This window comes from Methylophilus sp. DW102 (assembly GCF_037076555.1).
In the GTDB taxonomy this organism is placed as follows: Bacteria; Pseudomonadota; Gammaproteobacteria; order Burkholderiales; family Methylophilaceae; genus Methylophilus; species Methylophilus glucosoxydans.
The window spans coordinates 932,825-948,499 of sequence record NZ_AP029023.1; the positions used below are offsets into that span (position 1 = coordinate 932,825).

The 15,675-nt window shown below is 54.9% G+C and carries 11 protein-coding genes; 3 read left to right on the plus strand and 8 right to left on the minus strand.

From position 1 onward, the window contains the following. Positions 1–25 precede the first annotated feature (25 nt). The 8 genes from ntrB to AACH41_RS04455 all read right to left on the minus strand — a co-directional run bounded on the left by ntrB (position 26) and on the right by AACH41_RS04455 (position 9,756). Positions 26–961: a nitrate ABC transporter permease gene (gene ntrB, locus AACH41_RS04420; protein WP_194747226.1), complete on the minus strand. Its 936-nt coding sequence runs from the start codon at positions 959–961 to the stop codon at positions 26–28. Positions 962–981: 20 nt separating this feature from the next. After that, entirely contained in the window at positions 982–2,283 is a 1,302-nt protein-coding gene (locus AACH41_RS04425) for a CmpA/NrtA family ABC transporter substrate-binding protein (RefSeq protein ID WP_338656969.1), read from the minus strand. Between the two features lie 383 nt (positions 2,284–2,666). Beyond that, complete coding sequence (locus tag AACH41_RS04430) at positions 2,667–3,935, minus strand: nitrate- and nitrite sensing domain-containing protein (protein ID WP_313983678.1); 1,269 nt, start codon at positions 3,933–3,935, stop codon at positions 2,667–2,669. Positions 3,936–3,999: 64 nt separating this feature from the next. Next, a complete protein-coding gene (locus AACH41_RS04435; protein WP_338656970.1) occupies positions 4,000–4,689 on the minus strand; it encodes an ANTAR domain-containing protein in 690 nt (229 codons plus the stop codon). After that, positions 4,664–5,830: a transporter substrate-binding domain-containing protein gene (locus tag AACH41_RS04440; RefSeq protein ID WP_338656971.1), complete on the minus strand. Its 1,167-nt coding sequence runs from the start codon at positions 5,828–5,830 to the stop codon at positions 4,664–4,666. Before AACH41_RS04440 ends, AACH41_RS04435 begins: the two co-directional genes overlap by 26 nt. 138 nt (positions 5,831–5,968) lie before the next feature. Further along, on the minus strand, positions 5,969–6,991 hold the full coding sequence (locus AACH41_RS04445; RefSeq protein WP_338656972.1) for an aliphatic amidase: 1,023 nt from the start codon (positions 6,989–6,991) through the stop codon (positions 5,969–5,971). Between the two features lie 239 nt (positions 6,992–7,230). Beyond that, a complete protein-coding gene (ybaL, locus tag AACH41_RS04450; protein ID WP_338656973.1) occupies positions 7,231–8,934 on the minus strand; it encodes a YbaL family putative K(+) efflux transporter in 1,704 nt (567 codons plus the stop codon). Positions 8,935–9,144: 210 nt separating this feature from the next. Further along, positions 9,145–9,756 (minus strand): TetR family transcriptional regulator, encoded by a 612-nt coding sequence (locus AACH41_RS04455; protein ID WP_338656974.1) that lies wholly within the window; start codon positions 9,754–9,756, stop codon positions 9,145–9,147. 146 nt (positions 9,757–9,902) lie between these two features. Between AACH41_RS04455 and AACH41_RS04460 the strand changes: the two genes are divergently transcribed. The 3 genes from AACH41_RS04460 to AACH41_RS04470 are packed head-to-tail and all read left to right on the plus strand — an operon-like array spanning position 9,903 to position 15,597. Continuing rightward, a complete protein-coding gene (locus tag AACH41_RS04460; protein ID WP_194747215.1) occupies positions 9,903–11,066 on the plus strand; it encodes an efflux RND transporter periplasmic adaptor subunit in 1,164 nt (387 codons plus the stop codon). A gap of 33 nt (positions 11,067–11,099) precedes the next feature. Beyond that, positions 11,100–14,210, plus strand: coding sequence for a multidrug efflux RND transporter permease subunit (locus AACH41_RS04465; RefSeq protein WP_338656975.1), 3,111 nt, complete (start codon positions 11,100–11,102; stop codon positions 14,208–14,210). Beyond that, a complete protein-coding gene (locus tag AACH41_RS04470) occupies positions 14,200–15,597 on the plus strand; it encodes an efflux transporter outer membrane subunit (RefSeq protein ID WP_338656976.1) in 1,398 nt (465 codons plus the stop codon). The genes AACH41_RS04465 and AACH41_RS04470 overlap by 11 nt, the downstream gene beginning before the upstream one ends. Positions 15,598–15,675 lie beyond the last annotated feature (78 nt).

Consider the following 15,675-nt stretch of genomic DNA (forward strand, 5'->3'; position numbering starts at 1 on the left):
TTTACCAGTCAATGAGGTGTCGTGGTTATTCGTAGCTATAGCGTTTGGCCAGCATGACCAGGCACTGCTCCAGCAACAGGCCGACGATGCCCACAATGAAAATCGCGATGATGATGTGCTCAACGTTCAGGTTGTTCCATTCATCCCACACCCAGAAGCCAATGCCCACGCCGCCGGTCAGCATTTCTGCCGCCACAATCACCAGCCAGGCGGCACCGATGGAGAGACGCACACCGGTCATCATGTAAGGCATGACATACGGCAGCAGGATTTTGGTGATGACTTTCCACTCGGACAGGTTCAGTACCTTGGCCACGTTCATATAGTCTTGCGGCACTTTGCTGACACCAACGGCGGTGTTGATGATCATGGGCCAGACCGCGGTGATGAAAATCACCCAGATCGCGGCCGGGTTGGCCGCTTTGAATACCAGCAGGCCGATCGGCAACCAGGCCAGTGGGGAGACCGGCTTGAGCAGGCTGATAATCGGCGCCGCCATTTTTGACATAAAGGCATAGCGGCCGATGATAAACCCCATGGGGATGCCGACAATCGCTGCCAGCGCAAAGCCGGTGGCGACGCGTTTGAGCGAGTTCAGGATGTTCCAGCCGATACCCATATCATTCGGGTTGTTGATATAAAACGGGTCGCTAAACAGCTCCACCGCCGAATGCCAGGTCTGCACCGGCCCTGGCAAGCCCTGAGTCAGGGCGGCCACGGTAGACCAGATGGCGCCAAAGATCAGCAAGCCAATCACAGGCGGCAACAGTCCTTCAAAGACACGTTTGGCCATTGCCGCCCATGCCCCGGCTTTTTTGCTTGCCGGGGTGGCTGCTGTTGCGGTGGCCGAGAGAGGGCTCACCACCGCGACAACCGGTTTTGCTTGCTTGGCTGGCATTGCTTTGGCAGCCTGCTCACTGTTTTGCATGATTTTTTCCTTGTTAAAGCTGACGACACTCATGGTGACTCTCCTTGAAAGAATTACGCTTTAACCTTGAAGCTGTTGGCATAGGCTTTGGGGTCTTTACCATCCCAGACCACACCGTCAATCAGCTTGCTGCTGCGCATCACGTCTGTCGGCACGCTGATGCCCAGAGATTTGGCGGCTTCGGTATAAATATCAATGCGGTTAACCTTTTTCGCCACGCCGAGGTAATCCGGGTCAGACTTGAGCAAGCCCCAGCGTTTGTGTTGGGTCAGGAACCACATGCCGTCTGACAAGTAAGGGAAGCTGACCTTGCCGTCATTGAAGAACTTCATGTAGTTGGGGTCTTCCCATTTTTTGCCGATACCATTGTCGTAGTGGCCGAGGAAGCGACCTTCAATCACTTCTTCTGGCGCATTGACATAGGCTTTGCCTGCGATCAACTTGGCCACTTCGGCACGGTTTTTGGTCGCATCAATGTAGCGTGAGGCTTCGAGGATGGCTTTGGTTAACGCCAGCGCGGTATTCGGGTTCTTGGCGATAAAGTCAGCGGTGGTGCCCAACACTTTTTCCGGGTGGTCTACCCAGATATCTTGTGAGGTGGCGACGGTGTAGCCGATCTTGTCGTAAATGGCACGGGCGTTCCAGGGTTCGCCCACGCAGTAGCCATCCATATTGCCAATCCGCATGTTGGCGACCATTTGTGGCGGCGGTACGACGATGGTTTTCACGTCCTGCATTGGATTGATGCCATAGGTCGCCAGCCAGTAGTACAACCACATGGCGTGCGTGCCGGTGGGGAAGGTCTGGGCGAAGGTAAAGTCGCGGTTTTCGTTATCCAGCAAACGTTTCAGCGTCGCACCACTGGTCACGCCTTTTTCCTTAAGCTGGTTAGCCAGCGTGATGCCCTGGCCGTTGTTGTTCAGCGTCATCAGCACGTTCATGTCTTTTTGCTGGCCGCCGATGCCCATTTGTACGCCGTAGATCAGGCCATACAACACATGTGCAGCATGCAATTCACCATTGACCAGCTTGTCACGTACACCTGCCCACGAAGCTTCTTTAGACGGTACAATCTTGATGCCATATTTTTTATCAAAGCCCATTTGCGCGGCGACAATAATCGGCGCACAGTCCGTCAGCGGGATAAAGCCGACTTTCACTTCGGTGATTTCTGGCGCATCAGAGCCTGCCGCCCAAGCTTGGCTACGGATGGCGGAAGGCACCATGTTCATCATGGCGGCAGCACCAAACGCGCCTGCCAGCGTATTCATAAAGAAATGGCGGCGTTGCTGGTTAACCTGGTCAACCGGCGTTGCCTCGGTGGGGGATACATTTTTTTTGTCAGAACTGCTCATGTCGGCTCCTTGAGATTTGATTCGAAAAAGGGGTTCGGAAAATACAAAACAAAAAAGGCGTCCTGAATGCAGACCGTGGTCTACACTCAGGACGCCTTTGTCCTTATCTTTGCCAGCCGTGGATGATGAAACAGCAACGGCTAGTCAGAAATTCAAACTGGGGTTTCCAGTTAACTCACTACAAGCAACGCACCGCCTTTGGTATATTGCTTGATTTCATATAAGCAAAGCCTGTGCCAAGTGGGTTATTGTTTTTAAATGCTTGATTTTTATTGGGTTTTAACGGAACTTTTTTCAAGTAGGGCTTAAGAAGGGGGCATGCCTCTCGCACCACGTGGGTGCGGATGCACCAATTTGAAGGTCTGGGAGCGTTGTGAAAACCGTTATCGCGTCACGGTGTGATGGGCCAGAATATTTTCCGCCACATCAATAATTTTACGGTTCTGCTCCATGGCCAGGCTACGCATGGTTTTGTAGGCTTCCATTTCATTGAGACCGCGCGTACTCATGAGCAAGCCCTTGGCGCGCTCAATCAATTTGCGCTCGGTCAGCGCCTTTTTGGTGTCTGACAGCTCTGTTTCCATGTCGGCAATTTGCCGGGACTGGTGTTGCAGCAAGGCGATCATAGACGCCATGGGATAGGTTTGCGAGGTGTCATGGGCCTGAAAATTCAGCGCATTTTCGATGGGAATCGCCAGGTTGAAAAACGTGCTGTTCAAGTTGGCCTGCGGACTGGCCTGGATAGTTTGCAGGTACTGCCGGGTTTGCTCATAATCTTGTTTGGCCTGGCGGGTGAGCCCGGCCAGCAGTTCATGCATGGTGTCGACCAACTGGCACTGAATCTGCCACATCTCGCTCAGGCGGCGGCTGCATAAGTCAAACCAGAGGTCGGCATGGCTGGGGGTCAGGGTTTGTTGGTCGCGCGCGCTGGTCAGCTTGGCGCGGTACTTGGCATGTTGCTGCTGCCAGTCACTGGCTTGCCACTGTTGCCAGGCCTCACACAGCTCTTTGCTGCCAAACTGGCACACCAGTTCAAAGTGCCGTTCCTGCTGCGCAATCAGTTCAAACAGCTTTTGCTGGTGCGGCAGTTGCAGGCTGCCAGAGCCAAATAAATAAGCGCCTACCGCACGCTCCTGCCCGGCAAACTCCTTGCCCTGAATCAGGTTATACAAGGTGAGCAAACAGGTGGAGATCTTGCTGTTGACCGAGCTGTCGGTGATCTCGAATATCAGCGCAATCAAGCTGCCGATCAAGCGGTTAAAAGATTCGATGCTATCGGCAAACGAGATATTGAGCAGGGTGATTTGATGCCGCAGTGTGGTGAGCTGGTCCAGGCCCAGCAATATCCAGGAGATCAGCGTCAGTTGCTTGGCATCGGCGCGACTGTTTTTATCCAGATGCTGCTGCAACGCTGCCCGGAAGCCGGTTTCAATGGCTTGATTCTGTGCGACAGCTTCTGCGCGCTCTGTGGCAAACCGCTGGCCACCGGAGGCAATATACAGACAACTGGCGCCGCGCTCAATTTGCAACTGGTGAATCAATTGACCAATTTTCTCAACAAACGCAATACAGCTATCCAGGCGCTCAAGCTCCTCGATATGCCTGATCTTGGCCAGCGTAATGGTTTGTGCGGGGGAAATGTCGGTATTCATCAGGCTTGATAAAGCAAAAACTGTGCGCAGGCAGCAACCTGCAGCCATTTAAAGGGCCTGCATTCTAACGGGATTTGGTTGGATTGGACAGTAGACCGTCGGTTTGCAGCAGCGACCGTGCAATTTCTTCCACCGTCACGCGCTTGAGCATGGCTTGTTCGCGCAGAATTTTATAGGCCTCGACTGCACTAATGCCGCGCGCATGCGCCAACATGGCTTGGGCAGCACTGATTTCGCCTGCGGCTTGCAGTTTTTCTTCGAGCCGCTGGGTCCGTTTGCGCAAGGTTTTCAGTTGCTGGCAGTGATGCATGGTCATGATCAACGTCGACAGCAGCCCCTTGGCCTGCAACGGCCGTACCAGCATGCCATGGCAGCCCAGCGCGGTGGCTGTTTCCAGGGTGGTCGGGTTTTCATAATCCAGCACCCCAATCAGCGGGATCGCCGACTCTGGTGTCAGCCATGGCAGTTTCTTTTTCGCGCTGGCTTGGGCATCTAGCAGAAAAATCACCAGCTCGGTCTGCGCGGGCAGCTCAGCCACCGGCGGCCATAGCGCGACCGTCTGGCAGCCAATCCGGTGCAGTTGCTGTGTTAATACCTCGCGGTTTTCGTCCTCAGGATGAAAAATCGTGATGCAGGCATGCCGCAAATGGCGGAACAGCTCCAGCGTGGAGCGCTGCGCCTGCGCCTGCTTGGCCTGGCGCTGACCAGGGTGAGGGGCGGTGGGCGACTCAGCCAACACGATACTCCGCCGCATAAGGCAGGTTGTTCCAGCTGGCGCCTGGGTGCGTCACCAGATAAGGGTCGGGGATCACCGCTGCGGCACCGCCACCGGCGATGATTTCGAACTGGCCAGCCGCATTGACGCGCGCAATGCGCGGGTGTAGCCGGGTATGGTGGTTGCCGGCATCAATGGCAATGCGGCCTTGCGGCGCGTCAAAGGCACGGCCCAGCAGTTGTGGCAACAGGGCATCATATTGGTCGCTACCGGCCGCGCGCATCGCTTCGGCAAACAGGTGGGTTTGAAAATACGCCGCTTCCCAAGCCATATTGGGCGCAATCTCGTGGCCATACTGTTGCCTGAAGCGCGCGATGCAGGCCTGGTTCTCGGTACTGGTAATGCTTTGAAAATAGGGCGCAGACGTGATGTGGCCCTGGGCCGCACCGCCGCCCATTTCTGCCACCTCTGCTTCTGAGGTGGTCAGGCTGGCAATCGGGGTGTGCTGGGCATCCATGCCGATCTCGGCATAAGCCTGGTATAACAGGCGGGTGGCTTGCCCCACCACGGTAGAAAACACAAAGTCTGGCGATTTGGCCTTGATGTCACGCACCACCGCTAAAAAATCCTTTTCTGTCGCCGTCAGCGGCACGTAGCGCTCGGCCAGTTTTTTGCCGCCTGGAACTTCAAGGATAAAGTCACTCATGATGCGGTTGGACTCATACGGGTAAATGTAGTCGCAGCCGATCATGTAGACGCGCGCGCCAAAATGTCGCGTCATATAGTCAGCCAGTTGTGCACTGTTCTGGTTGGGCGCCGCACCTGTATAAATCACATGCGGCGAGAATTCAAAGCCCTCGTAAGGCGTGGGGTAAAACAGCAGCTTGCGCCATTTTTCCACCACCGGAATCACGGCTTTGCGCGTGCTGGACATATAGCAGCCAAAGATCACATTGACGCCATCCTCGCGAATCATGCGTTCGGCCAGCATCTGATATTGTTGCGGCATGCCCTGCGGATCATAGTGGACGGGCACCAGTTCACGACCAGCGATGCCGCCCGCGGCATTGATTTCTGCGATGGCAAAGAAAGTGGCAAATGCCTGTGAGCGTTCTATGGTCGCCGTGGCGCCGCTGGTGGAAAACAGCACGCCGACCGGGATCGGGTCAGTGTTTGCCATGAGATTCTTTCATCAGTGGCTCCGGCCGGGCCGGAGCCATTGTGTTGCGTTGCGGCGATCAACTCTAGTGTGATCTCGCCTAGTTTCATCTAGTCTAGTTTCATCTAGTCTAGAGTGATCGCCAGTCAGAATATCCGACTATTCGTTAGGTAAGCCTGCGATGGGCGCCTCTTTGGTGCCCAACGTCGAGCGCGTAAACGATTCTACCATGTCGCGCGCAGCCGCCGGGTCCTGTACCCATTTGCTGTAGAAGCTATATGGGCACTGCGCCACGCCCTGATCGCCATCGCCTGAGTTGAGCACACCGGTGTAGCCACGGTGCAGCAACTTGAACAGGTGGTTTTCGGACTGGCCATGTTTGCGGAAATCGCGGATCAGGTGTTTGCTTAAGGCCGCATATTGCACGCCATTTTCTTCCTCGCCGCATTCGCCCAGCGTCCGGCCATCAAAGCCGATAATCGCCGAGTGGCCGAAGTAGGAATAGACGCCATCAAAGCCGGCCGCATTGGACACGGCCACGTAGGTGTTATTGGCAAACGCCATCGCCTTGCTGATCAGGATCTGCTGCTCTTTGGCCGGATACATATAGCCCTGGCAACGCACAATCAGTTCGGCGCCTTTCATGGCACAGTCGCGCCAGATTTCAGGGTAGTTGCCATCGTCACAGATAATCAGGCTGACCTTGAGGCCTTTGGGGCCTTCGCTGATAAAGGTTTCCTTGCCTGGGTACCAGCCCTCGATAGGCACCCATGGCATGATCTTGCGGTACTTCTGCACGATTTCACCTTGGTCATTCATGAGGATCAGGGTGTTATACGGGGCTTTTTTCGGATGCTCTTCGTGCTGCTCGCCGGTGATCGAGAATACGCCCCAGACTTTGGCCTTGCGGCAAGCCTCGGCAAAAATATCGGTTTCCGGGCCGGGCACGGTGGTGGCATTGTCATACATTTCCTGACCGTCATACATGATGCCATGCGTGCTGTATTCCGGGAAAATCACCAGATCCATGCCGGGCAGACCGGCTTTCATATTCACCACCATGTCGGCGATGTTGCGACAGTTGGCCAGAATCTCGGCTTTGGTATGCAAGCGGGGCATTTTGTAATTGACGACGGCCACACCGACGGTGTCCTGGCTGCTGGAAATATCACCATGTATCATGAAGCTTCTCCTGAAAAATTTAAAAAAGGCTAATGACTCGATACATACCGATTACGCATAAAAAAAGCCCACCGGCCATCAAATGGCGGGTGAGCTTTTTTGCTCGAATCATCACCGGCGCTGTTGACGGTGTGATTAAAATGTGGGGCGTAGCAGGTATTAACCTTGGTGCTAATTTAACGCCAGCCAGGCCCGCACGCCATACGTTAATTTGCGTACAAGGTCATTGATGATACCGCTTAATGCGGGCGTTCAAAGCGCCGCAACACATGGGCAGACATGCCCTTGGCCAGTTCTTCCTCGCCAAAAAACACCGCTTCGGTCTCGCCCAGTTCTTTTTGCAGGCGCAGGTATTCGTCCTCATGATGGGTGCGGATCACGACTTCGATATCCGGTTTGAGCTGCTTGGCGATCTCGACCATCTTGCGGATATTCATGGCATCCGGCGTGGCAATAATCAGCAGAGAGGCATTGGCAATGTGGGCCTGGATCAACACCATCGGGTCCGCCGCGTTCCCCGAGACGGCTGGTTGCCCCTGTTTGCGCAGTTTTTCCACCACTTCACGGTTTTGTTCAGCGACCACGTAGGGGATGGCGGCAGCGGTCAGCGACTGCGCAATGCGTTTGCCCACCCGGCCATAACCGACCAGCACCACCTGGCCTTCGAGGAATTTGCGCTCGGTAGTCATCGGCAACTCACCATAGGGGTCCATGCGTAACGAGAACTGCCGGGCCAGATCAGACTTGCTGACCACCCAATTGGCCAGGGGCTTGATCGAGGCAAACACCAGCGGGTTCAAGGCAATGGAAATGAGCGCGCCTGCCAGTACCAGGCTCATGCCATCGGGGGACATCAGGTTGAGTGAGACCCCCAGCCCGGCCAGAATAAACGAGAACTCACCGATTTGCCCGAGGCTGGCGGCTACGGTTAACGCGGTATTTAAGGGATAACGCAAGGCCAGCACAATGGCCACCGCCGCCAGCGACTTACCCAGGATAATAATGGCTACTACAGACAATACCTGTAAGGGCTGTTTGATCAGAATGCTGGGGTCAAACAACATGCCGACCGAGACGAAAAACAACACGGCAAAGGCATCGCGGAACGGCAGCGAATCTTCAGCGGCACGGTGGCTGTATTCTGATTCACGCATGATCATGCCGGCAAAAAACGCACCCAATGCGAACGAGACATTAAATAAGGTAGAGGCAAAAAACGCCACCCCGATCGCCACCGCGATCACGGTCAGCGTGAACAGCTCGCGCGAGCCGGTGCCCGCCACATACCAGAGCAACCACGGCAACACACGCTTGCCGACCACGAGCATGATGGCAATAAAGCCTGCCACTTCGAGCAAGGTCATGCCTATGGTTTGCCAAATGGCGGCAACACTGGTTGCTTCACTCTGGCTACCGCCCAACACGCCCGTCAGGGCAGGCATCAACACCAGTACCAGCACGGTCACCATGTCTTCCACCACCAGCCAGCCGACTGCAATCTTGCCGTTCATGCTTTCCAGAATGCGGCGTGACTCCAGCGCCTTGAGTAATACCACCGTACTGGCGCAAGACAGGGACAAACCAAATACCAGGCCTTCGCCCCAGCTCCAGTGCCAACTCCAGGCGACCAGCATGCCCAGCAACGTTGCCAGCGTCATCTGCGCCAGTGCGCCGGGCAGGGCGATGCGTTTGACCGACAGCAGGTCTTGTACCGAAAAATGCAGGCCGACGCCAAACATCAATAACATGACGCCGATTTCCGACAGCTGCGAGGCAATTTCAAGGTCGGCGACAAAGCCTGGGGTGGCGGGGCCGATCATGATGCCGGCCAGTAAATAACCAATCAGCGCAGGCAGTTTGAGTTTTTCGGCAATTAGTCCAAACACCAGTGCCAGCGCAAACGCAACGGCAATGGTGGTAATCAGGCTCAGGTTATGGTCCATGGTCAGGGTTTCTTTTAAGTTATTTTATTTGCGCAGGCATACGCAATATGGGTTTCGCAAGCGTTGATGCTATTTCAAGCACAGGCATACCGCCTGTTCAGACTGACCGTGTGCTGGCCAAAAAGTTGAAATTAATTGCGATCAATGCATTATTTTATCTTGCAGCAAGAAGCCATGCCGCGTCAATCACCAATCGCAGGCGGCACGGGGTTAAGGCTGAGAAAAAGGCATGGACAAGCGTTGCAGGCTGTAGGTACACAATTGTTCTGCGCGCTGCCAACGTTCACTTTCGCTCATGCTGCCAAAGTAAACAATGCTGAATACGCCTTCGATCACCGATTGGCAGTAGAGACTGACCAAGTCAAAATCGACGTCAGCGGGCAGCTCTTTGTGGGCAATGGCCTGTGTCAGCAGGCTGTTGATTTGCGCAATGCGTTTTTTCTCCCAGTTGTAGCGCAGTTGCAGCAGCTCGGGCGAATCATCAATGCCCACATACAGAAAAAACAGCACGCGCTGGATAGAGCTGGGTTCGATATAACTGCGGACTTCCTGCAAACAGTAGTGTTTCAGGTTTTCTAGTGCGCTATGCGCCGGTTGCCCCTGAAACGGCGAGGCTTGCTGGATGACACGCTCGGCCATGGCCGTGGCGACTTCAAGCTTACCTTTATAATGCCCGTATACGGCGCCGCGTGACAGTTGCGCGGCTTCGGCAATATCGGCCATGGTCGCCTGCGTAAAGCTTTTGCCGTAAAACACAAGCTCAGCTGCATCCAGAATCTGGTCACGGGTTTTTTGCGCGTCTTCTTTGGTTTTTCTAGCCATGTCGGGTGGTTCTAGCCTGGCGGCTCGGTGACAGTCCAGTCGTTGATGATGGCCGCTATCATACCAAAAAATAATTAATCAGTCATGATTGATTAATTATAAAAGTGCCGCTAGAATATTGTCATCCATACAATTAAGGGTAGTGCATGTCCCGTATTTCTCACTCGACGCTGGCGCTTTCGGCGCTATTGATCTTGCAATTGGCTGCGTGCAGCAAGCCGAAAGAAGCCGCTCAGCCCGCAGGCGCGGCGCCTGTGGTGGAGGTGGTCAAGGTGCAGGTGGCAGATATTCCCGATGAGGTCGAACTCCCTGGCCGGGTCGAGGCCTACCGCATTGCCGAGGTGCGCGCCCGTGTCTCTGGTATTGTCGCCAAACGCCTGTACCAGGAAGGGCAGGTGGTGAAAGCCGGTACGCCGTTATTCCAGATCAATCCCGAGCAGTTGCAAGCCAGCAAGCTCGAAGCCGAGGCTGAGTTGGCGCGGACCGAGGCCAACCTGGTCAATGCCAACGACAAATTGCAGCGTTATCAGGCTTTGATTGGTGACCAGTCTGTGAGCCAGCGTGATTACCGCGCGGCACAAGCTGAGGCGCAACTGGCAAAAGCCGAGGTGGCCTCTGCCCAGGCCAAACTTAATCGTGCCCGGCTGGATTTGGGGTATGCCAATGTGACCGCGCCAATTGATGGCGTGGCCCGTCGCGCACTGGTCACCGAGGGGGCGCTGGTCGGCAAAGATGAAGCTACGCAACTGACCACCGTCGAGCAGGTCAATCCGGTCTATGTTAATTTTTCCCAGTCGTCTTCTGAAGTGTTTACCTTGCGCAAAGCGCTGCGCGATGGCCAGCTCAAAGGCAACGATGGTGACTTTAAAATTAAACTGGTCTTGCCGGATGGCTCCATGTACGCCCAAGCAGGAAAACTTTCATTCTCGGACGTCTCCGTCAACCAAACGACCGACTCTGTGGTCATGCGTGCCATTTTTGAAAACCCGCAGCAGGTGTTGATGCCAGGCGCATACGTCAGAATCAAAATCCGTCAGGCCACCAATCCGAATGCGATTCTGATTCCCAGAGATGCGTTGATGCGTGACCAGTTTTCGACGCGTGTGTGGGTGGTGAATGCCAAAAACGAACTGGAGTCACGCGAGGTACAAGCCGGCCGTGTCATAGACAAACAGTGGGTCATTGAGCAAGGGCTGCAAGCCGGTGAGCAAGTGGTGGTCACCAATGTGGCGGCACAAACGGCTGGCAGCAAGGTGACGCCTAAACTGATCAGTGCCCAAGACAATATCACCAAAGCCGTGGCCCCTTAACCGGGCAGCGCGCAGAAAGACAGGAACCAGGCCATGAGCCGTTTTTTTATTGATCGCCCCATTTTTGCCTGGGTGATTGCCATTCTAATTGTGTTGGCCGGCCTCATCGCCATCAAACAATTACCGATTGCCCAGTATCCTGATATTGCCCCGCCTGTGGTCAATATCGCCGCGACTTATCCAGGCGCCTCGGCCAAAGTGGTGGAAGAAACCGTGACCTCGATTATCGAGCGCGAGATGAATGGCATGCCGGGCCTGATGTATGTTTCTGCTACCAGCAATGTCGGCATGGCCTCCATCAGTGTCACTTTCCGTCAGGGCACCAATCCTGATCTGGCTGCCGTGGATGTGCAAAACCGCCTCAAAAGTGTCGAAGTGCGTTTGCCGGAAATCGTGCGTCGCAGTGGCATCACGGTAGAAAAGTCTGCTGACAGCTTTCAGCTGATTGTATCGCTGACTTCGGAAGATAACCGCTACAGCGAGATTGATCTGGGCGAGCTGTCATCGGCCACGGTGATGCCTACGCTCAAGCGTGTGCAAGGCGTGGGTAAAGTACAATCGTTCAGCCCGGAATACGCCATGCGCATCTGGCCGGATCCGCAAAAAATGGCCGGTCTCAATGTTGGCGTGACCGAGATCGTGAATGCCTTGCGCAGCTACAACACCCGCCTGACCTTGGGGCAGGTGGGGGCCAGTGGTGTGCCGGACGGTGCGCCGCTGAGTGTCTCACTCGAAGCCGAGGCTACGTTAAAAACGGTAGACGATTTTGCCAATGTGCCTATCCGCATGCAGGCAGATGGCTCAGCCCTGTTGATTAAAGATGTGGCGAAGGTTGAGCTGGGCAGCAGTGACTACACCTACAGTTCTAGGGTCAATGGCAAGAATGCCGCCGGGATGGCGATTAAACTGGCGCCGGGTTCCAATGCGGTTGAAACCATCAAGCGAGTCAAGGTCGCGATGGAGCAGATGCAGCCGTATTTCCCGCCCAATGTCGCCTTTCAACTTTCGTATGACTCGTCAGCATTCGTTTCGATTTCGATCAAAAAAGTGATCCAGACTTTGGTGGAAGCCATTGTGCTGGTGTTCCTGGTCATGTACCTGTTCATGCAAAACCTGCGTGCGACGCTGATCCCGACCATTGTCGTGCCAATTGCCCTGATGGGGACGTTTGCCGTCATGTACTGGCTGGGCTACTCGATCAACGTGCTGACCATGTTTGGCGTGGTGCTGGCGATTGGCATTCTGGTGGATGATGCGATTGTGGTGGTTGAAAACGTCGAGCGCCTGATTGTGGAAGAGGGCTTGTCCGCTTACGATGCCACGGTCAAAGCCATGTCGCAAATCAGTGGTGCTGTGGTCGGCATTACGGCGGTGTTGGTGTCGGTGTTTATCCCCATGGCCTTTTTCAGTGGCGCGGTGGGCAATATTTACCGCCAGTTTTCGCTGGCTTTGTCCGTGTCTATCAGCTTTTCGGCCTTTTTGGCGCTCTCACTCACGCCGGCCTTGTGCGTGACGTTGCTACGCCACGAGACAGGCAACAAAGCGCGCTTTTTTGTCTGGTTTAACCGCAGCTTTCAGCGCATGACCGAGCGCTATACCCACTTGACTGGCGGCCTGCTCAAAAAGCCCTTGCGCTGGCTGGCCGTGTTTGCCTTGATTGTCGCGCTGGCAGGCTGGCTACTGGTGCGTTTACCAAATGCGTTTTTGCCCGAAGAAGACCAGGGTAACTTTATGGTCATGGTGTCGTTGCCACAAGGCGCGACGCTGGCAGAAACCGCCAAAGTGCTGGGCGACATGAGTGAATATATACAGGCACATGAGCCCGTTGATATTATCTTTGAGGTGAGCGGCTTTAGCTTTTATGGCACCAGTACCAATAGCGGCATGCTGTTTATCACGCTCAAAGACTGGGCAGAACGGCCAAACCCAGATCAACAGGTGCAGGCGATTGTAAACCGCGTCAACCAGAAGTTTTTTGGTCGCCCCAATTTGACTATTTTTGCCATGAATGCGCCGCCCTTGCCCGAGTTGGGCAGTTTTGGCGGCTTTGACCTGCGGCTGGTAGACCGTGCCAGCGTGGGTGTTGAGGCGCTGATGAAAGCGCGCGACCAGTTGCTGGCTGAGTCTGGTCAGCGGCCAGAGTTGGCCAATGTATTGTTTGCTGGCTTGTATGACACGCCAGTGGTCAACATGCAGCTAGACCGCAGCAAGGCCAAGGCGCTGGGCGTGTCACTGGATGAAATCAACGACTCGCTGGCGACACTGCTCGGCTCGAATTACCTGGGTGATTTTGTCTATGGTAACCAGGTGCGGCGCGTGATTGTGCAGGCCGATGGCAAGCAGCGGCAAACGCTGGAAGATATCAAGAAAATCCGCCTCAAAGCGGCGGATGGCAGTCTGGTGCCACTGGCTTCCATCATGACGCTGGACTGGGCCATGGGTACGCCGCAACGCACGCGCTTTAATGGTTTTCCGTCATTTAACATTAATGGCGGTCCCGCGCCTGGCTTTAGCAGTGGCGAAGCCATGCGCACCATGGAAACCCTGGTGAATGGCCTGGGCAAAGGCATCGGCTATGAGTGGGCTGGGCAATCACTGGAAGAAAAACAGTCGGGCAGCCAGGCCAGCCTGCTGTTTGGCTTGTCCATTCTGGTGGTGTTTCTGGTATTGGCCGCCTTGTATGAAAGCTGGGCGATTCCGTTTGCGGTCATGCTGGTGGTGCCATTGGGCGTGCTAGGCGCCTTGCTAGGGGTGACCTTGCGTGAATTACCCAATGATATTTATTTCAAGGTCGGCCTGATTGCAACCATCGGTCTGTCAGCCAAAAACGCCATTCTGATTGTGGAGTTTGCGCGCGAACACGTGTTGCAAGGCATGCCGCTGATGGAAGCGAGCTTGATGGCCGCCAAAGAACGCCTGCGCCCGATTGTGATGACCTCGCTCGCCTTTGGCGTCGGCGTGATCCCGTTAGCATTTTCAACCGGTGCCGCTTCAGGCGCACAAGTAGCCATTGGCACCAGCGTGCTCGGTGGGATTATCACAGCTACCTTGCTCGCCATCTTTTTTGTGCCGTTGTTTTTTATTGTCGTGGGCCGCTGGATGAAACAGCCAGCCTCACAGCAAAGGGTGTCTCATGAAGTTTAGCCGTATTTCCATCATCCTTGCCGTGGCTTTTGCAATGGGCGGTTGCTCGCTCGTGCCTGAATATTTCAGGCCCGCCGCGCCAGTGCCTGAGGTTTATCCAGGCCAGCCAGCAAGTGACACCGTGACCAATACACCTGTCACTGAGGCGCCGCCACTTAGCTGGCAAAGCTACTTTGCAGATGCTGATTTGCAGCGCCTGATTCAGGTTGGGCTGGCGCATAACCGTGACCTCAAAACCGCCGTGTTGCGCATGGATGAGGCCAAAGCCACCTATGGCGTACAAAAGGCCGACCGCCTGCCAACCATACAGGGCAACCTCAACTATGACCGTAGCCGCACCGTGTTCAGCTCCAGCCAGGCATTTGAGGCGGAGCTTTACCGCGTTGGTGTGGGTATTTCTGACTACGAAATCGATGTGTTTGGACGCGTGAAAAGTCTGACGCAATCCGCGCTGGAGCAATACCTTGCCGTGAGCGAAAACCGGCAAGCGGTACAAACCACGCTGATCACCGAGATTGCCACCCAATACGTCAATTTTTTAGCGATCAACGACCAGCTCAAGCTCGCCCAGCAAACGCTGGATGACCGTAAGCAAACCCTGCAACGCACCCAGCGCCGCTTTGAAGCCGGGCTGGATCAAGTGCTGGACGTGAAAGCCGCGCAAATTCAGGTCGAGCAAGTGCAAGCGCAGCTCGCACAATGGCAGCGCCAGCTCGCCACTACGCAAAATGCCTTGTATCTGCTACTGGGCGAAACCTCACACCGCACGCCACTGCCAGTCAAGCCGCTCGCCGCCTTGAAACTGGCCGACGTTACGCCAGGTTTGCCTTCCACATTGCTCACCAGACGTGCCGATATTCGTGCCGCCGAGCATCAGCTCAAATCCGCCAACGCCAATATAGGGGCTGCCAGAGCCGCGTTTTACCCACGCCTGCAACTCACCACCAATGTCGGTTTGGTCAATTCAGACTTCTCCAAATTGTTCTCGGATACAGGCAGCAACTACTGGGCCTTCAGCCCGCAACTGGTGCTCCCGATCTTTAACTACGGCCGCAACAAAGCCAACCTCAACCTGGCCCAAGCCCGCCAGCATATCGAGGTCGTCAATTACGAAAAAACCATCCAGACTGCGTTTAAAGAAGTGATGGATGTGCTTAGTACACGCACAGTGATTGCCGAAGAGTTTGCCGCCAGAGAACGTTTGCGAGAGCTGGAGAGCAGTCGCTTGCAACTGGTGAAACGCAAGCTTGATCAGGGACTGGTGACTTATTTAGAGTTGCTTGATGCACAACGCAGCGTGTTGGACGCGCAGTCGCAAGCCGTGCAGATTCAACAGCAGGCGTTGCAGAATCAGGTAGGGTTGTATAAGGCGCTGGGGGGAAGTTAGATTTTCACAAAAAGCGTGATTGACGGGTTTAGGTTTGTATTTTAGGATGGACTAAAATTTAATAACAATATGAAAATG